The sequence below is a fragment of the Halopseudomonas bauzanensis genome, assembly GCF_900114735.1.
Taxonomy (GTDB): domain Bacteria; phylum Pseudomonadota; class Gammaproteobacteria; order Pseudomonadales; family Pseudomonadaceae; genus Halopseudomonas; species Halopseudomonas bauzanensis.
Genome location: NZ_FOUA01000005.1, coordinates 108,330 through 126,625, shown reverse-complemented (window position 1 = coordinate 126,625; position 18,296 = coordinate 108,330). Strand labels below are relative to the sequence as shown.

Annotated in this window: 17 protein-coding genes and 1 other RNA gene; 14 read left to right on the top strand and 4 right to left on the bottom strand. The window is 61.8% G+C overall.

Features of this window, described 5'->3' with window-relative positions; translation table 11 throughout:
• Window positions 1–34 precede the first annotated feature (34 nt).
• The 12 genes from BM267_RS11885 to flgL all read left to right on the top strand — a co-directional run bounded on the left by BM267_RS11885 (window position 35) and on the right by flgL (window position 11,943).
• The gene (locus tag BM267_RS11885) at window positions 35–862 is read left to right on the top strand and encodes a CheR family methyltransferase (protein WP_074780445.1); all 828 of its coding nucleotides are present in this window, start codon (window positions 35–37) and stop codon (window positions 860–862) included.
• A gap of 183 nt (window positions 863–1,045) precedes the next feature.
• Window positions 1,046–1,450 (top strand): flagellar basal body rod protein FlgB, encoded by a 405-nt coding sequence (flgB, locus tag BM267_RS11880; RefSeq protein WP_074780448.1) that lies wholly within the window; start codon window positions 1,046–1,048, stop codon window positions 1,448–1,450.
• Window positions 1,451–1,452: 2 nt separating this feature from the next.
• Window positions 1,453–1,905: a flagellar basal body rod protein FlgC gene (flgC, locus tag BM267_RS11875; RefSeq protein WP_074780451.1), complete on the top strand. Its 453-nt coding sequence runs from the start codon at window positions 1,453–1,455 to the stop codon at window positions 1,903–1,905.
• 12 nt (window positions 1,906–1,917) lie between these two features.
• Window positions 1,918–2,595 (top strand): flagellar hook assembly protein FlgD, encoded by a 678-nt coding sequence (gene flgD, locus BM267_RS11870; RefSeq protein ID WP_074780454.1) that lies wholly within the window; start codon window positions 1,918–1,920, stop codon window positions 2,593–2,595.
• A gap of 34 nt (window positions 2,596–2,629) precedes the next feature.
• Window positions 2,630–4,057 (top strand): flagellar hook protein FlgE, encoded by a 1,428-nt coding sequence (locus tag BM267_RS11865; RefSeq protein WP_074992207.1) that lies wholly within the window; start codon window positions 2,630–2,632, stop codon window positions 4,055–4,057.
• 198 nt (window positions 4,058–4,255) lie between these two features.
• A complete protein-coding gene (gene flgF, locus BM267_RS11860) occupies window positions 4,256–4,996 on the top strand; it encodes a flagellar basal-body rod protein FlgF (RefSeq protein WP_074780462.1) in 741 nt (246 codons plus the stop codon).
• Between the two features lie 28 nt (window positions 4,997–5,024).
• Window positions 5,025–5,810: a flagellar basal-body rod protein FlgG gene (gene flgG, locus BM267_RS11855; protein ID WP_036990523.1), complete on the top strand. Its 786-nt coding sequence runs from the start codon at window positions 5,025–5,027 to the stop codon at window positions 5,808–5,810.
• Between the two features lie 22 nt (window positions 5,811–5,832).
• Window positions 5,833–6,507 carry a flagellar basal body L-ring protein FlgH gene (flgH, locus tag BM267_RS11850; protein WP_036991125.1) on the top strand — a complete coding sequence of 225 codons (675 nt, stop codon included), beginning with the start codon at window positions 5,833–5,835 and terminating at the stop codon, window positions 6,505–6,507.
• Between the two features lie 17 nt (window positions 6,508–6,524).
• Window positions 6,525–7,622 (top strand): flagellar basal body P-ring protein FlgI, encoded by a 1,098-nt coding sequence (locus BM267_RS11845; RefSeq protein WP_036990522.1) that lies wholly within the window; start codon window positions 6,525–6,527, stop codon window positions 7,620–7,622.
• A 10-nt stretch (window positions 7,623–7,632) separates the two neighbouring features.
• The gene (gene flgJ / locus BM267_RS11840) at window positions 7,633–8,703 is read left to right on the top strand and encodes a flagellar assembly peptidoglycan hydrolase FlgJ (RefSeq protein ID WP_036990521.1); all 1,071 of its coding nucleotides are present in this window, start codon (window positions 7,633–7,635) and stop codon (window positions 8,701–8,703) included.
• 3 nt (window positions 8,704–8,706) lie between these two features.
• Window positions 8,707–10,677 (top strand): flagellar hook-associated protein FlgK, encoded by a 1,971-nt coding sequence (gene flgK, locus BM267_RS11835; RefSeq protein ID WP_074780465.1) that lies wholly within the window; start codon window positions 8,707–8,709, stop codon window positions 10,675–10,677.
• A 15-nt stretch (window positions 10,678–10,692) separates the two neighbouring features.
• Entirely contained in the window at window positions 10,693–11,943 is a 1,251-nt protein-coding gene (flgL, locus tag BM267_RS11830; RefSeq protein ID WP_036990519.1) for a flagellar hook-associated protein FlgL, read from the top strand.
• Window positions 11,944–12,065: 122 nt separating this feature from the next.
• Here flgL and cueR read toward each other — a convergent pair whose 3' ends face one another.
• Genes cueR through BM267_RS11815 form a run of 3 tightly spaced genes read right to left on the bottom strand, consistent with a single transcriptional unit; the run spans window position 12,066 to window position 16,694 of the window.
• Window positions 12,066–12,497 (bottom strand): Cu(I)-responsive transcriptional regulator, encoded by a 432-nt coding sequence (cueR, locus tag BM267_RS11825; RefSeq protein WP_083392513.1) that lies wholly within the window; start codon window positions 12,495–12,497, stop codon window positions 12,066–12,068.
• A gap of 2 nt (window positions 12,498–12,499) precedes the next feature.
• Entirely contained in the window at window positions 12,500–14,890 is a 2,391-nt protein-coding gene (locus tag BM267_RS11820) for a heavy metal translocating P-type ATPase (protein WP_083392505.1), read from the bottom strand.
• A gap of 52 nt (window positions 14,891–14,942) precedes the next feature.
• Entirely contained in the window at window positions 14,943–16,694 is a 1,752-nt protein-coding gene (locus BM267_RS11815; protein ID WP_074780472.1) for a potassium/proton antiporter, read from the bottom strand.
• A 163-nt stretch (window positions 16,695–16,857) separates the two neighbouring features.
• Here BM267_RS11815 and BM267_RS11810 point away from each other — a divergent pair, with 163 nt between their 5' ends.
• A complete protein-coding gene (locus BM267_RS11810; protein ID WP_074780475.1) occupies window positions 16,858–17,781 on the top strand; it encodes an AEC family transporter in 924 nt (307 codons plus the stop codon).
• On the opposite strand, the gene BM267_RS11805 is transcribed toward BM267_RS11810, so the two are convergent.
• Complete coding sequence (locus BM267_RS11805; RefSeq protein ID WP_036990516.1) at window positions 17,768–17,998, bottom strand: DUF3820 family protein; 231 nt, start codon at window positions 17,996–17,998, stop codon at window positions 17,768–17,770. The two genes, BM267_RS11810 and BM267_RS11805, sit on opposite strands and share 14 nt — an antisense overlap.
• Before the next feature lie 173 nt (window positions 17,999–18,171).
• On the opposite strand from BM267_RS11805, the gene ffs reads away from it, so the two are divergent.
• Window positions 18,172–18,268, top strand: an RNA gene (gene ffs / locus BM267_RS11800) — signal recognition particle sRNA small type.
• Window positions 18,269–18,296 lie beyond the last annotated feature (28 nt).

The window sequence follows — 18,296 nt, the reverse complement described above, 5'->3', positions numbered from 1 at the left end:
GCATCTGCCATGCATCTGGCCTGGAGCGAATTGCGTGAGCATTGCTGATCAGAGTTTCAACCTGTTCCGGGACTACCTCGAGAGTACCTGCGGTATCGTCCTTGGCGACAACAAGCAGTATCTCGTTGCCAGCCGGCTCAACCGCTTGCTGGAGCAGCGCGGTATCCGTGATCTGGGTGAGCTGATGCGGCATATCCAGCAGCAGCCGCGTTCGGGGCTGCGTGAACTGGTGGTGGACGCCATGACCACCAACGAGACGCTGTGGTTTCGTGATACCTATCCCTTCGAGATTCTCAAGGACCGTCTGCTTCCCGAGTTCATCCGCAACCAACCGGGGCAGCGGCTGCGCATCTGGTCGGCGGCATGTTCCTCGGGGCAGGAGCCCTATTCCCTGAGCATGGCCATCGATGAGTATGAGCGGGCCAATCCGGGCCAGCTGCGGGGCGGTGCGCAGATTGTCGCCACCGAGATATCCAGCAACATGCTCACCGCAGCGCGAGCGGCCCAGTACGACAGCCTGGCAATCGCCCGAGGCCTGTCACAGGAGCGGCTGACGCGCTATTTCGATCAACCCGAGCCGGGCCGCTGGACGGTGAAGATGCCAGTCCGCAGTCGGGTGGAGTTTCGCCAGCTCAACCTGCTCGACAACTACGCGGTACTGGGTCGGTTCGATATCGTGTTCTGCCGCAACGTGCTGATCTACTTTTCCGCCGAGGTGAAGAAGGACATCCTGCGGCGTATCCATGCCACTCTCAAGCCGGGCGGCTATCTGCTGCTGGGGGCCTCCGAGGCGTTGAACGGGTTGCCCGAGTTGTACCGCATGGTGCAATGCAATCCGGGGATCATCTACCAGGCTCGTTGAGCCTGCGCCGCTTTTGCCGTTTTGCCGCGGCAGTCTTGCCATCGGGCGGAAAATCATTGCCGCCCGATGCGCTTGATATATCCCAATGTGCTGATTTAAAAGGGTTTTCCGTAATAGGCACGGCTATTGCTTATAACCTGGCATCAGAACTCTGGCCATCGGGCCACAGTGAGGAATGCCATTATGAGTTTGAGTTTCGATCGCGCACTGGGGCTGCATGAGCAGGCACTGAATTTCCGTGCCGACCGTGCCTCGGTGCTGGCGAACAATATCGCCAATGCCGATACGCCCAACTACCAGGCCCGCGACCTGGATTTCGCCAGTGTGCTGGAAGCCCAGCAGACTGGCGCGGACCGCCCGTTCCAGGCGACTCGCACCCACGCGCGGCATCTGGACGTCGAGGGTTTCATCGACCAGGCCGCCGGCCTGCGCTATCGCATCCCCACCCAGCCGTCGGTGGACGGCAATACCGTTGAAGTCCAGGCTGAGCAGGCCCGCTACGCGGAAAACGCCATCGACTTCCAGGCCAGCTTCACCTTTCTCAACAGCAAATTCAAAGGGCTGATGACAGCCCTGCGCGGAGACTGATCATGTCGCTCAATCAGGTATTCGATATTGCCGGTTCCGGCATGAACGCCCAATCCCTGCGGCTCAACACCGTGGCCAGCAACATGGCCAACGCCGAGACCGTCTCCAGCAGCATCGACCAGACCTACCGCGCCCGGCAGGCCGTGTTCGCCACCGTGTTCAACGAGCAGCAGGCCATGGGCGACTCCCTGGGTGGCTCGCTGTTTGCGCCGACCGATCAGGCCGGGCAGGGCGTGCAGGTGCTGGGCGTGGTGGAGTCGGACGCAGAATTGCAGTCGCGCTACGAGCCGGATCATCCCATGGCCAACGAAGAGGGTTACGTGTTCTATCCGAACGTCAACGTGGTGGAAGAAATGGCCAACATGATGGCGGCCTCGCGCGCCTATCAGACCAACGTGGAAATCATGAATACCGCCAAGACCATGCTGCAGCGCGTGCTGACGCTGGGTCAATAAGGGAGTGGGCAGATGAGTAATATCAGCGTCGGCAACAGCCTGCTGGATCAGTATCAGGTTGACCAGAGTCGCTTTGCCAAGGGCGACGAGCTGGGCAAGAACGAATTTCTCGAGCTGCTGGTCGCCCAGTTGAACAACCAGGACCCGCTGGCGCCCCAGGAGAACGGCGAGTTCATTGCCCAGCTGGCGCAGTTCAGCACCGTCGAAGGCATCGAGAAGATGAACAGCACCATCGATGCCATGGCCAGCAGCTTCCAGTCGTCACAGGCATTGCAGGCGTCGTCCCTGGTCGGCCGCACCGTGGTGATCCCGACGGATCAGGCGATGGTCGATCCCCAGGGCGGCTTTACTGGCCAGCTGGCGTTGCCGCAGGCCAGCGGCGCGGTGCTGGTGAACGTCTATGACGAGGCCGGCAGCATGGTCTCCACCATCAATCTGGGCGCCCAGGAAGGCGGCATTCACGAATTTGCCTGGGACGGTACCGATGCCAGCGGCAATGTCTTGCCGGCCGGCAAATACCGGTTCGAGGCGCAGGCCAGCGTCAATGGTGAAACCGTCCAGTTGGCAACGCTGTTGCCGGCGAATGTGGACAGCGTCTCCCTCGGTGTCGGCCATGGCGGTGAAATGGTTCTCAACCTGGCAGGGCTGGGCAGTATCGGTCTGTCAGAAGTTTTCTCAATCGGTAAATAACGTCGTCCGACGCGTGTAAAAGCAGGAGTCAATCATGTCTTTCAATATCGGTCTCAGTGGTATCCGGGCGGCATCTTCCGATCTGAATATCACCGGTAACAACATTGCCAACGCCAGCACCGTGGGCTTCAAGAGCTCCCGTGCGGAGTTTGCCGACGTCTATTCGGCATCCATTCTGGGTACCGGCAGCAATGCCCAGGGCAGTGGGGTGGTGCTCGACAACGTCGCGCAGATATTCACTCAAGGCGATATCAACTACACCGAGAACAGCCTGGATCTGGCAATCAACGGCAATGGCTTCTTCGTCACCAGCAACAACGGTGCGCTGAGCTATACCCGGGCCGGCTACTTCGGTACCAACCAGGAAGGTTTCATCGTCAACAACAATGGCGAGCGGCTGCAGGGTTACGGCGTCAATGCGGTGACCGGCAGGATCAACGAAGGTGTGCCGACCGATCTGCGGGTGGACACCCGGGCGGCCAACCCCAACCGCACCAGCAAGGTGGAGTCGACGCTGAACCTGAACTCCACCAGTGTGCGGCCAACTGCGGCGCAGAATGCCTATGACACCACCTTTGCCACGGAATACAGCGCTCATATCACCGCTAATGCGGTTGACCCGGCAACGCCGACCGAGGACGAAATGGCCGCGGCCCGGGCTGCGGCCGAGCCGGCAGCATTGACTGCCGCACGGGATCAAGCGCGTACCGGCTTTGATCCGAGCGACTCCTCCACCTACAACAGCTCCACCTCGGTCAACGTCTATGACAGCCTGGGCAATGCCCACGTGATGACCAAGTACTTCGTCAAGACCGACGCCAATACCTGGGATATGCACGTATTGATCGATGGCCGCGACCTGAGCGGTACGCTGGCAACCGATCCGGCTTTTTCCAGCGACCCTGAAGTGCTGACGTTCAACAGTAGCGGTGCGTTGATTGGCGGGCAGATCACCAATATCGGCGGCGCAGCCGGGTGGCAGCCCCTGGATGCCAATGGCGAGCCGGCGGGTGCCGAGGTCCAGAACCTGAGTCTGGACCTGACCGGCTCATCCCAGTACGCCTCCAGCTTCGGCGTCACCTCGGTGGTGCAGGACGGCTTCACTACCGGCGAGCTGGCGGGCCTGAGTATCGATGACAACGGCATGTTGATTGCCCGTTACACTAACGGTCAGACCAAGACCCAGGGCCAGCTGGTGCTGGCGACCTTCGCCAACCAGCAGGGCCTGAAACCGCTGGGTGACACTGCCTGGGCCCAGTCCAGTGCGTCCGGTGAGCCGGTCATCGGTGTGCCGGGTAGCGGAACCCAGGGTCTTATCCAATCGGGAGCGCTGGAGCAATCCAACGTGGATCTGTCGGAAATGCTGATCAACCTGATCGTTGCCCAGCGCAACTATCAGGCCAACGCGAAAACCATCCAGACCGAAGACGCGGTAACCCAGACCATCATCAACCTTCGGTAAGGTCTTCGGCTCGGCACAGCGGCAACGGCGGCAATTTGTATTGCCGCCGTTGCCGCTTTTTTATGTGTTGATATTTTAACTAATTGATTTTCAACGGATATATCCCCGTCTTTTCTGTTGGCACGATACCTGCTTTGTTCTGTGTAGAGATCATTCAATGCGGCAATTTTCCGTCGCCTTGTCGAAGCGGAGCAGCGTGTGGACAAATCCCTCTTTCTTTCCATGAGCGGCGCCAGCCAGAACATGCTGGCCCAGCGCGCCCATGCCAATAACCTGGCCAACGTCAGCACCACTGGCTTTCGGCGGGATTTCGAGCAGGCCCGTTCGATGCCGGTGTTCGGCGAGGGACTGCCGACGCGCGCCTATGCCATGACCGAACGCCCCGGCACCGATATGTCCGCTGGCCTACTGCAGGAAACCGGGCGTGATCTGGACGTCGCCGTTGAAGGTGAAGGCTGGATCGCGGTGCAGGCACCTGATGGCGGTGAGGCTTATACCCGCGCCGGCAATCTGAAGATTGATGTATTCGGCATCCTGCGTACCAGCGGTGGCTTGCCGGTACTCGGCAATGCAGGGCCGATCGCCTTGCCGCCGGCCGACAAGGTCGAGATCGGCACCGACGGTACCATCAGCTTCCGTGCCCAGGGCGAAGCGCCCAACGTGCTGGCCGAGGTGGATCGCATCAAGCTGGTCAAGCCAGATCAGGTCGCCATGCATAAGGGCGAGGATGGCCTGATGCGCATGAATGACGGTCAGGAACAACCAGCCGATGGCGCCGTGACCCTGGTTACCGGCTTTCTCGAAGGCAGCAACGTCAACGCGGTGGAAGAGATGACCGCCATGCTATCCCTGGCCCGGCAGTTCGAGCTGCATATCAAGATGATGCGCACCGCCGAAGAGAACGCCCAGGCCACCAACAAACTTCTGCAGATCAGCTGATCACACCTGACCAGCGAGGAGCCAAGACATGCACGCAGCACTATGGGTAAGCAAGACCGGTCTGTCCGCCCAGGACACCATGCTCAGCACCATTTCCAATAACCTGGCCAACGTCTCGACCACTGGTTTCAAGCGCGACCGCCCGGAATTCGAGGATCTGTTGTATCAGATCAAGCGTCAGCCTGGCGCTCAGAGCACCCAGGACACCCAGCTGCCCTCCGGCCTGCAACTGGGCACCGGCGTGCGCGTGGCCGGCACCCAGAAAATCTTCACCACCGGCACACTGCAGACCACCGAGCAGCCGCTGGACATGGCGGTCAACGGCCGCGGCTTCTTCCAGATCCTGATGCCCGACGGCAACATCGGTTACACCCGCGACGGCAGCTTCCACCTGGATGCCGATGGCCGCGTCGTTACCTCCAACGGCTACCCGCTGGAGCCGGGCATCGAGCTGCCGCCGGAAGTGCAGACCTTCACCGTCGGGGAAGACGGCACTGTGTCCATTTCCCTGTTCGGTGACGCCGGTGTGCAGGAGCTGGGGGTGATTCAGACCGCTGACTTCATCAACCCGGCAGGGCTGCAGGCGATTGGCGGCAACCTGTTCCTGGAAACCGCCTCCAGCGGCGCGCCGCAGGTCGGCAACCCCGGTGAGAACGGGCTGGGTACCGTGCTGCAGAACACCCTGGAAAATTCCAACGTCAGTGTGGTGGAGGAGCTGGTGAACATGATCACCACTCAGCGCGCCTACGAAATGAACTCCAAGGTCATTTCCACCGCAGATCAGATGCTGCAATACATCAGTCAGAACCTGTAACGGGTTCCTGGAGCGAATGAAGATGAAAGCCCTGCGTGTAACCTTGCTGGTGCTCTGCGTGGCGTCGCTGGCCGCCTGCGTGCAGACGCCGCCCAAGCCTGATGATCCGGCCTACGCGCCGGTCTTGCCACGCACGCCCATGCCCCAGGAGCTGAACAACGGTGCAATCTATCAGCCCGGGTTCGAGATCAGCCTGTACGAGGATCGCAAGGCCCACCGGATTGGCGACGTGATTACCGTGGTGCTGACCGAGCGCATGGCAGCCCAGAAGAAAGCCGAGAACGAGATCAGCAAGGACAGCAGTGTCAGCATCGCCAACCCGATGCTGTTCGGGCGCAGCGGTATTGCCGGTATCAACACCGGCGTCGAGCTGAGCGGCGGCCGTGACTTCAGTGGCGAGGCCGATGCCAATCAGAGCAACAGCCTGAGCGGCTCGATCACGGTCACCGTGGCCGATGTGCTGCCCAACGGGTTGCTGGCGGTGCGTGGCGAGAAGTGGATCACGCTGAACAACGGCGATGAGCTGATCCGTATTTCCGGACTGATTCGCCCGGATGATGTCGGCTCCGACAACACCGTGCAGTCGACCCGCATCGCTGATGCGCGCATCACCTATTCCGGCACCGGCGCGTTCGCCAACGCCAGCAAACCCGGCTGGTTGAGCCAGTTCTTCATGAGCCCGGTATGGCCATTCTGATCTCTCGGGAGAAACCCATGCGTACACTGCTGATCTGTCTGTGCCTGGCCCTGGTCAGCCCGCTGGCCCAGGCCGAGCGCATCAAGGATATCGCCAGCATCGCCGGTATCCGCAGCAACCAGTTGATCGGCTACGGACTGGTGGTCGGCCTGGATGGCTCCGGTGACCAGACCACCCAGACGCCGTTTACTGTGCAGACCTTCAACAACATGTTGACCGAGTTCGGCATCACGGTGCCGCAGGGTACTCGCATCCAGATGAAGAACGTCGCCGCGGTGGCCATCCATGCCGACCTGCCGCCGTTTGCCAGCCCGGGGCAGACCATCGATATCACCGTCTCCTCGATCGGCAATGCCAAGAGCCTGCGCGGCGGTAGCCTGCTGATGTCCCCGCTCAAGGGGCTGGATGGGCAGGTCTATGCCATCGCCCAGGGCAACCTGGTGGTTGGTGGTTTCGGCGCCGAAGGTGCCGATGGCTCGCGCATCACCGTGAATGTACCCAGTGTCGGCCGGATTCCCGGCGGCGCTACCGTCGAGCGCGCGGTTGCCAGCCCCTTCGCCAGCAGCGATCACCTGGTGTTCAACCTGAACCGGCCGGATTTCACCACCGCCAAACGGGTGGTCGACCAGATCAATGATACCTTCGGCCCGGGGGTGGCGCAGGCACTCAATGGCGGCTCCATCCGTGTGCGGGCGCCGCTCGATCCCAACCAGCGGGTCGACTACATGGCAATGGTCGAGAACCTGCAAGTGAAGCAGGGTAACGCCGCAGCCAAAGTGGTCATCAACTCCCGGACCGGCACCATCGTCATCGGTCAGGATGTGCGAGTGCAGCCGGCGGCGGTAACCCACGGTGGCCTGACTGTCACCATCAGCGAGAACTATCAGGTCAGCCAGCCGGAGCCGTTCAGCGGTGGCCAGACCGTGGTCACGCCGAGCTCGCAGATCAGTATCGAAGAGGGTGACAGCCGCATGTTCGTGTTCAATCCCGGCGTCTCGCTGGATGAGATCGTGCGGGCGGTGAACCAGGTCGGTGCCGCGCCGGGCGACCTGATGGCCATTCTTGAAGCCCTGAAGCAGGCCGGCGCCCTGAACGCCGACCTGGTTGTCATCTGAGGAACTTTCCATGCACAGTAACAGCATCAGCTATACCGATCTGAATGCCATGGCCCAGCTCAAGGTCGGCAGCAAGGCCGACAGTGCAGAGAACCTGCAGCAGGTGGCCAGCCAGTTCGAATCGCTGTTTCTGAATGTGATGGTCAAGAGCATGCGCGACGCCAACCAGGCGTTCGCCGAAGGTAACCCGCTCAATACACCGCAGACCCGTTTCTACCAGGACATGTACGACAGCCAGCTGTCGGTGCACCTGGCGGAGAAGCAGGGCATGGGGCTGGCGGATGTGATGTTACGCCAGCTGTCGCCGGAAAAGGCCGCATCAGCAGTCTCCGCCAGCACTGGCACGGCGGCCGCTGCCGCTGAGCGGCCTGACCATTCGGCACTGCTGGCACGGCGGCGTCTGGCTGTCAGCGCTGGGTGGGGCGAAGTCACCCTCGGTCAGAACCCGGCGGCGGACAAGCCGGCCAATCCGGCGGCCTCGCCGGAGCCGTCGCGCAACTGGTTGCCGCTGCGTGCTCAACAGGCAGCGGAGGCCAGCCCGGCCATGGTCGCAGCCACCAATGCCAAGACCCGGTTCGACAGCCCAGCGGAGTTTACCCGCGCCATGTTGCCGATGGCCGAAAAGGCCGCTGCGCGGCTGGGTGTGGACCCGCATTATCTGGTGGCCCAGGCCGCACTGGAGACGGGCTGGGGCAAGTCGATCATTCGCCAGCAGGATGGCACCAGCAGCCACAATCTGTTCGGCATCAAGACCCATGGCCAGTGGCAGGGCGAATCCGCCAATGTGTTGACCAGCGAATATCGCGGTGGCGTGAAGCAGCAGGAGCGGGCGAGCTTTCGCAGCTACGATTCCTACGAGCAGAGCTTCAATGACTATGTGGCCTTTCTCGAGAGCAATGGCCGTTATGAACAGGCCCTGACGCGCACCGCTGATGCCGATGCCTTCTTCCGCGAGTTGCAGCAAGCGGGCTATGCAACCGACCCGCGGTATGCCGCCAAGGTTTCGCAGATTGCTCGCAAGCTGATCAGCGAAGATGCCATGGCCGCCGTGAACACCAACGCCAATGAAGGCAGAGCATAAACCATGGCAGATCTGTTCAATATCGGTCTCAGCGGGCTGCGTGCCGCGCAAACCAACCTGTCGGTCACCGGGCAGAACATCACCAACGTCAGTACCCCCGGTTATAGCCGCCAGACCGCGATCCAGACTGCCAACCCGCCGGGTTATAGCGGTGCTGGCTATATGGGTACCGGCACCAAGGTGGTAGATGTTCAGCGCATCTACAATCAGTTTCTGACCAATCAGGTGCGCACTACCACGTCGGCAGCGGCGGCGAACCACGCCTACAACATCCAGATTGAAGAGCTCAATAGCACCCTGTCGAGCACCGCGTCCGGTATCACCACTGGCCTGAAGAGCTACTTCGCGGCGCTGCAGACGTCTATCGAGGACCCGGCCAGCCTGCCAGGCCGCCAACTGTTCCTGTCCGAAGCCCAGGGCCTGGCCGGGCGGTTCAACTCGGTGCATCAGCAACTGGCCACCCAGAACCAGTTTCTCAACCAGCAAATGACCACGGTAGCAGAGCAGGTGAGTCGTCTGGCCGTGTCGGTGGCGGGTTACAACGATGCGATTTCCAAGGCCGCGGCCAATGGGGCTGCGCCCAACGACCTGCTGGATGCGCGCGACGAGGCCATCCGCCAACTGAGCGAATACGTCAGCGTTACCGTGGTGGATCAGGGCGATAACAGCATCAACCTGTTCATCGGCTCCGGGCAGCCACTGGTGGTCGGCAAGGAAGCCTCGGTATTGCAGACCAAGCCCGGCCTGTCGGACCCTGGGCGGCTGGATATCCAACTGGTCAGCGGCAACTCGGCGCAGGATGTTTCCGACCTGATCAGTGGTGGCGAGCTGGGCGGCCTGCTGCGCTATCGCGACGATGTGCTGGATCAGGCGTTCAATGCGCTGGGACGCATCTCGCTGGCGATCGCCAGTGAGTTCAATCAGCAGTTGGGCAAGGGGCTGGACCTGAACGGGCAGGTGGGTAGCGACCTGTTCGGCGATATCAACAGCGATGCCTATATGGACCTGCGCAGCCGTGGCCGCGAGGGCAATCGCTCGGACGCAGCGCTGGATGTGCGCATCGCCGATACCTCGACGCTGAGCACCTCGGATTATGAACTGACCTTCACCAGTGACACTGAATTTACCGTGCGCCGGGTGAACGACAATCGGGTGCTCGGGCCCTTCGATGTGAATGCCGCTGAAGGTGAACCTGGCTACGCTGCTTTCGATGGCCTCGACTTAAGTGGTCAGACTGGCAACTATATGGAAGGCGATCGCTATCTGCTGACGCCGACCCGCAATGCCGCCCAGAGTCTGTCAGTGGTGATGACCGAGCCGCAGCAACTGGCCTTTGCTTCGCCCATGACTGCGCAGGCCAGCCTCGACAATCGCGGTACCGGCAATGTCAACCAACCGCTGCTCACCAGCGGGCCGCAGCCGCTGGACCTGGACCGGCTGAAGGCGCTGGGGGTCGAATTCAGCTATGCCGATAATGGTGATGGCACTGGCGTACTGACCAGCACCAATCCGCCGCTGAGCATCGATGTGACCCTGGGCCAGCCGTTCAGCTGGGAAGTCGACGGCCATGAGTTCAGCATGACGCTATCTGGCAAGCCGCTGGATGGCGATAGTTTTTCGGTGGACTTCAACAGCGGGGGTGTGGCGGATAACCGCAACGCACTGGCGCTGGCCGGCCTGCAAACCCAGCAGGTGCTGGGCAAGGGCGAGGGGGCTCGGGGTTTCTCGTTGCTCGACGGCTATGGTGATCTGGTGCAGAAAGTCGCTACCTTCACTGCCCAGTCGCGCACCGAAACCGAGGCCAACATGGCGATGCTGGCCCAGGCGACCAACAATCGCAACTCGGTCTCGGCGGTGAACCTCGACGAGGAAGCAGCCAGCCTGATCCAGTTCGAGCAATACTACAACGCCTCGGCGCAGATCATTCAAGTTGCGCGCACCGTGTTCGATACATTGATCAGCAGCATGCGCTGACGGGGACTGACGACAATGCGTATTTCCACCATTCAGGCGTTCAACACCGGGATCCGCGGAATCCAGGACAACTATTCGGCCGTCACCCGCACCCAGGAACAGATTACCTCCGGCAAGCGGATTCTCTCACCGGCGGATGATCCGGTGGCCTCGGTGCGGCTGCTGCAATTGGGTCAGGAAGCCAGCAAGCTGGCGCAGTACAAGGACAACCTGACGGCGGCAACCAACAGCCTGACGCAGGAAGAAGCCGTTCTCAATTCGGTGAACAATATCCTGCAGCGCGTCCGTGAGATTGCGCTTGAAGCGGGGAACGGCGCGTTGGATGCCAGTGGGCGGGAGGCTCTGGCACAGGAGCTGGCCGAGCGCGAGAACGAGCTTTACGGATTGCTCAATAGCCAGAACGCCCGCGGCGAATACCTGTTCGGTGGTTACCAGAGTGATACCCAGCCCTTTGTAAAGAACCCCGACGGCAGCTACAGCTATGCCGGTGATGAGGGGCAGCGTTCGATCCAGATCGGCAGCGCCAAGATGGTCGCGATCAATGACAACGGCAAGGAACTGTTTGTCGATGTGGGGAACGTCAATCGGGTGGATACCGCCGCTGGTGCCGGCAATGCCGGCAGCGGGCGTATTTCCCTGGGCGTGGTGGAAAACAAGGGCCGCTACGACAGTGAATTCTACCCGCAGGGCAGCGTCAGCATCGTCATCTCGGATGATGCAGCGGGCTACGAAATCCGCGACGCAGCCGGTGCTCCGCTGGACCCGCCGGTTACCGGCACCCTGGAGCCCAATGCCGCTGGTGGCCATGAAATCCGTTATGGTGGTGTGGTAGTGACGCTGGATGGTGAGCCGGCGGCGGGCGATGAGTTCACGATCAGCGTCGGCACCGCCGACAACAGCGAGAAACGTGGCGTGCTGGACACGGTACGCCTGCTGCGCGACACGCTGGAGAACACTGACGATAGCCCCGAAGGCAAGCTACAGCGCCGCGACATGCTGGCGATCAGCGTCCAGAATCTCGACAATGCGATGAATCAGGTGCTCGGCGTGCAGACCAGCCTTGGCGCGCGTCTCAATGTGATCGAGTCCGCCCAGTTGGAGAATGACGAGGCGACCTTGATCAATACCACGGTGCAATCGGGGCTTGAGGATCTGGATTATGCTGAAGCGCTCAGCCGCCTGAGCATGGAAAGCATCGTCCTGCAGGCAGCGCAACAGAGCTTCGTCAAGGTCAGCGGCCTGAGCCTGTTCAACTTCCTGCGCTAGGGCGGTTTCTCGCAGCCAAGGCCCAGTCAGCCACTCCGGGAGAGGCTGACTGGGCCGCTGCCGGAGTTTATTGCGGGAGCGGGTTTGCCCGCGAACAGGTCTCAGGTTATACGAGCCGCCAACTAATTATCTGCGCTGACCTGGCGGCCTCCCAGGTCGGGAATGGGGGTATCGGCCAGGCGATCCAGGATGGGGCAATCCGGGCGCTCATCGCCCAGACAGCAGCTGGCCAGCTCTGACAGGCTGTCGTGCATGGACTGCAGCCCGGCGATCTTGTCCTCCAATTCCTTCAGATGCTCTCGGGCCAGTGCCTTGACCACGGCGCTGCTGCGCTCGCGATCTTGCCACAGCGCCAGCAACTGGCTGATCTGTTCGATGGAAAACCCCAGGCTGCGGGCTCGCTGGATGAAACGCAGGGTGTGCAGATCCTGCTCGCTGAACAGCCGGTAGCCGGCGGCGGTACGCGCCGTTCCGGTGAGCAGCCCGATATTCTCGTAGTGTCTGATCATGCGCGGCGTCAGGCCGGTGGTCTTGGCTGCCTGGCTGATATTGATGTTCATTGCGCCTCCGGTTTCCAGCGTTTCAACAGCAGCGCGTTGGCCACCACGCTGACGCTGCTGGCGGCCATCATGGCGCCGGCGAGCATGGGATTGAGCAGGCCGACCGCGGCCAGGGGGATGCCCAGACTATTGTAGACAAAGGCCCAGAACAGGTTCTGCCGGATCTTGCGCCAGGTGTGGCGGGAGATGTCCAGCGCCGCCGGGACCAGCAGCGGGTCGCCACGCATCAAGGTAATGCCCGCGCTGTGCATGGCGACGTCGGTGCCCGTGGCCATGGCCATGCCGACATCAGCGGCGCTCAATGCCGGCGCATCATTGATACCATCACCGATCATGGCCACCACCCGGTCCTGGCTACGCAGTGTCTGTACATGGCGCGCCTTGTCTTCAGGCAACACCTGCGCTTCGACCCGACTGATGCCCAGTTCGCGACCCACGGCGCCGGCAGCCGCCTGGCTGTCCCCGCTTATCAGCCAGCTCTCGATACCCAGCCGGTCCAGCTGGCGGATGGTCTGCGCAGCCTCCGGCTTGATGGTGTCAGCGAAGGCCATCAGTGCCACCAGCTGCGGCTGACCTGCATCCTCGATGGCGAGCCAGGACAGGGTCCGACCCTGCGCCTCGTGCTGCTCGGCCTCGGTCTGCCACGCGGCCATGTCGATACCCTGTTCCACCATCAACAGGTCGTTGCCCAACCAGGCTTTGCGACCGTCCACCACGCCGCTGGCACCGCGGCCGGCCTGTACGCGGAAATCCGCAGCCGGTTCAGCCTGAATATCCCGATCATTGGCGTAGGTGCGCAGGGCACCGGCCAGCGGATGCTCGGCGTGGGTCTGGATTGCCACCGCCCACGCCAGCGTCTGGTCATGGTCACTACCGTTCAATGCCTCGAAGGCTTGCAGCGTCGGCTTGCCCAGGGTCAGCGTACCGGTCTTGTCGAAAATCACCGTGTCGACCTTGTGCGCCTGTTCCAGCGCTTCGGCATCGCGGATCAAGATGCCCCGCCGCGCTGCCACGCCGGTACCGACCATGATCGCCGTTGGCGTGGCCAGACCCAGGGCGCAGGGGCAGGCGATGACCAGCACCGCGATGGCGTTGAGCAGCGCCTGTTCGCTACCCACCAGCAGGCTGCCGATGGCGAAGGTAAGGAAGGCGATGACCAGGACCACGGGCACGAATACCGAACTGACCCGGTCTACCAGTCGCTGAATCGGCGCCTTGGACGCCTGGGCGCTTTCGACCAGGCGGACGATCTGTGACAGCAGGGTGTCATGGCCGACGGCGGTGGTCTCGATCACCAGCAGGCCGTCCTGGTTCATGGAGCCGCCGCTCACCGGGTCGCCCGGCTGACGGCTGACCGGCAGGCTTTCGCCGGTGAGCATGGACTCATCTACATGGCTGCCGCCCTCGCGCACATCGCCGTCGACGGGGATGCGTTCGCCCGGCTGCACCACCAGCAGGTCACCCACACGGATCTGCTCCAGTGGCACCAGTTGATCGCCTTCGGCGCTGCGCCGGCGAGCGGTATCCGGGCGCAAGGCGGTCAGTGCACGAATCGCCTCCAGGGTCTGCCCCTTGGCCCGGCTTTCCAGGTATTTGCCCAGCAGGATGAAACTGATGATGACTGCCGAGGCTTCGTAATACAGCACCGGCATCTGTCCGGCCGGAGTGGTGAATACGTGCCAGGTGCTCAACGCCCAACCGGCGCTGGTGCCGATGGCGACCAGCAGGTCCATGTTGCCGGTTCGGTTGCGCACCGCATGCCACGCGCCGCGATAGAAGCGGGCACCGAAACCGAACTGCACGATGGAGGCCAGCACCAGTTGCACCAGCGGCGGCAGCATCAGGTCGGGGCGGCCGAACAGTTCGGGAAACATGCCCAGCGCCAAGGGTGTGCTGAGCAAGGCGGCGATGATCAGGTGGCGGCGTTCGCGCTGCAGTTTGCCGGCCTGGCGCTCATGGTCGCTGCCGGTCTGCTGGTCGAGCCATTGGCCGGTATAGCCGGCCTGTTCCAGGACCTGCAGCAGTTGTTCTTGGGCAGTACCTTCGGTCATGGTCACGAGGGCTTGCTCGCTGGCCAGGTTGACTTGCACATCGAGCACGCCCGGTACTTTCTGCAGGGCGGTCTCAACGCGGCGCACGCAGCTGGCGCAGGTCATGTTGGCGATGGCGAGCTGGCGGTGGCGGGTTGCGACCGGATAGCCGGCGCGCTTGACGGCCTCGCTGACTGCCGGCAATTGCTGCGGGTCCCGCAATTGGATGCGGGCCGTCTCAGCGGCCAGGTTGACTTCCGCCGAGTCGACCCCGGGAGCGGCCAGCAGCGCCTGTTCCACTCGCCGCACGCAACTGGCGCAGGTCATGCCGGAGATATGTAAGGTGATATGGCTCATGGTTGATTCTCCTCTGATGGCAGCCATCATCAACCTTTACATCATGTGAGGGTCAAGCCGTCGGCTCCGGGGGCTGATCATCCTTTTCATTTCCCCATTTCAGACCGACCTTGCGGATCTCATCATCAACGACCTCAGCGACGACCCAGCACATCCCTTGCCACTCGGTCTGGTCACCCACGACCGGCCGGCCGCCCAGCTGCCGGGTACAGAACTGCGCCAGGGTCAGTCCCGACAACTCTGCAGGTACCTCGAAGCCATAGAAGGTGCCGACCTCGTCCAACAGTGCCGAGCCTTCAAGCACGAAATTGCCAAAGAACTGGCGGCTGTTGAGGTGACGCGGAACGCTGGTAGTACTGAAGATTTTCGACAGCGCCGGCAGGTCCCGGGCGTGGCCGATGACGCATAACACATCATTCAGCTCCAGGCGGGTGCTGCCGGAGGGGTGCAGCAATTTGCGGCCGCGAAACAGCGCGGCGATGCGGGTGTCCTTGGGCATGTTCAAATCGCGCAGGGCCACACCAACGCACCAGTTGGCATCGCTCAGTTGATAGACCATCAGCTCGTAGTCGCTCTCGACCACCACATCCAGGCTGGTACGGTGCAGCGGCTCCGGAATGGGCGGGATCTCGACCCGGCACAGCCTTGCCGCAATCGGCAGGCTCGCCCCTTGCAGCAGCAGGGAAACCAAGACCACAACGAAGGCCAGGTTAAACAGCAATTGGGCCTGTTCCAGCCCGGCTACCAGCGGGAAGATCGCCAGCATCACCGGCACCGCGCCGCGCAGGCCAACCCAGCTGATGAACAGGCGCTCGCGCCAGGAGAACACGAAAGGGGCCAGACAGATCAGCACAGCAATTGGGCGTGCGACCAGGATGAGAAAGACGGCAACGGCCAGTGCTGGCAAGGCGATGTCGAGCATCTCCGAGGGCGTGACCAGCAAGCCGAGCATGAGGAACAGGCCGATCTGGCTGAGCCAGGCCATGCCGTCCTGCATGTGCAGGATGTTCTGCAGACTGCGCAGGCGGCTGTTGCCCAGTACCAGGCCGGTGATGAAGATCGCCAGGAAGCCGCTGCCGCCGAGTACATTGGTGACCGCGAAGGTCAGAATGGCACCACTGGTGATGAGCAGGGGATACAAGCCGGTATCCAGGCTCACCCGGTTGACCAGCCAGGTCAGGAAGAAGCCGCCCGCCAGCCCGCAGACCCCGCCGATGCCGAATTGCTGCAACAACATGGCCAGAAACGACCAACTGAAGGACGTCTGCCCGTTGGCCAGCATCTCCACGATGGTGATGGTCAGGAAGATCGCCATGGGGTCGTTCGATGCAGACTCGATTTCCAGGGTGGCGCTGACCCGGCGCTTGAGGTTCAGCCCTTTGCCCTGCAGCAACGAGAATACCGCGGCCGCATCGGTCGAGCCGACGATCGAGCCCAGCAGCAAGCCCTGCAGCCAGTGCAGGTCCAGCAACCAGGCGGTGGCCAGACCGGTGACCAGAGCGCTGATCAGTACGCCGAAGCTGGCCAGTGACAGGGATGGCCAAAGGGCGACCTTGAAGTTCTCCGCCCGTGTGCGCATGCCGCCATCCAGCAGGATGATCGCCAGGGCCAGGCTGCCGATGACATACACCGTATCTATACTGTCGAACACAATGCCGCCCGGACCATCTTCGCCGGCGAGCATGCCGACGATCAGAAATACCAGCAACAGGGGAATGCCCAATCGGGAGGACATTGAACTTGCCAGAATGCTGACGCATAGCAGGCCGGCACAGATTACAAACAGGGTATTCATGACTTCCATTCGGGGACAATCCTGCGAACGCGAAAGAAATGGAACCCGGATCTTACCATCCCCAACGCCAGGCAGACGGATGTAGCTGATTTTTCAGAAAGAATCATTGCATCGGTGGTGATGACCGGAGCGGATCGTTAGACTGACCGGATTCAGTTCGGTGGGGAATACCATGACGGCGGCACTGGCCTTGCTGTACAAACTGTTGCCACTCTACGTGACGGTTGCGCTGGGGTGGGTTGCCGGGCGTTTCCTGCAGGCCAGCGGTAGTCATATTGCCGGCATCATGATGTATATCATCACACCCTCAGTGGTTTTCTCCGGCGTAATGAACGCGCCGCTGTCGCCGGAGGTGATTCTGCTGCCCTTTCTTACCCTGGGGCTGTGTACGCTGATCGGTTACGGACATCTGCTGATAGCCCGACGCTGGGTGGGAGACGCCAGCGCCAGTGTCATTCCGCTGGCCGTGGGCACCGGCAATACCGGCTATCTTGGGGTGCCAGTGGCTTTGCTGCTGTTCGGCGAGCAAGGCCTGAGCATCTATATTCTCTGCATGCTCGGTACCACCCTGTATGAGAACTCGGTCGGTTTCTATCTCGCAGCGCGGGGCCGTTACCAGGTGCGCGACTGCCTGATCAAGGTTGCGCGCCTGCCATCGCTGTACGCCTTCTTTCTTGCGGTCGCGCTCAATCTCGCTGGCATTGGTATTCCGATGATCGCCGAGCCGCTGTTCGATAATTTGCGCGGCGCTTACAGCGTGTTCGGGATGATGATTATCGGCATGAGCATCCTCAGCTTTCGCGGGCTGGCGGGCAACCTGCGTTTTACTGCGCTGGCGTTCTTCGGCAAATTCGTGGTCTGGCCGGCGGTGGCGCTGCTGTTCTGGTGGCTGGACAGCCATGGGCCGCAGATCTACAGCACTGCGGTGTATCAGGCGCTGTTTCTGGTGTCCATCACACCGATTGCCGCCAATACCGTGGTCATCGCCACGCTGCTGGATCTGGCGCCCAGCCAGGTAGCCGGTACCGCACTGTTGAGTACCGTGGTGGCATTGTTCTCCATCCCGTTGATGATCGCCCTGTTCATGGGCGCCTGACCGGCGGCCGATGGCGCAGCGGGTCGAGCAGGGCGGACAGACCGTTGTGATCGATTTCCTGCATCAGTTCCAGCAGGCGGCCGATTTCCCCCTTGGGGAAGCCTTCACGGGCGAACCAGTTGAGGTAATGGCCGGGCAGGTCGGCGATCAGCCGGCCCTGATACTTGCCGAAGGGCATTTCACGGGTGACCAGCAGTTGCAGGTCTTCAGGTTGCATGGTCGGGTCTCCGGCAGTCGAATCGGCCCTCATTATACGCGAGGAGGGCAAGCCGTCAGGCATGGCGTATTTGCGTCTCGGCTGCGCATCCCAGACACGATTGTGGGTTGTAACTTGCGCGCAAGTCGTTACAATAGCGCGGCCCTCATCTGCAGGGCACGCTATGGTGACCCTGTCGGTCCCCTCGCAATGATTCGCCGTGAACCCGGTCAGGCCCGGAAGGGAGCAGCCGCAGCGGTTATATCGTGTGCCGGGGTGCGGCTGGCAGGGTTGCCACCCATAGCCTTCTCGTTTCCGT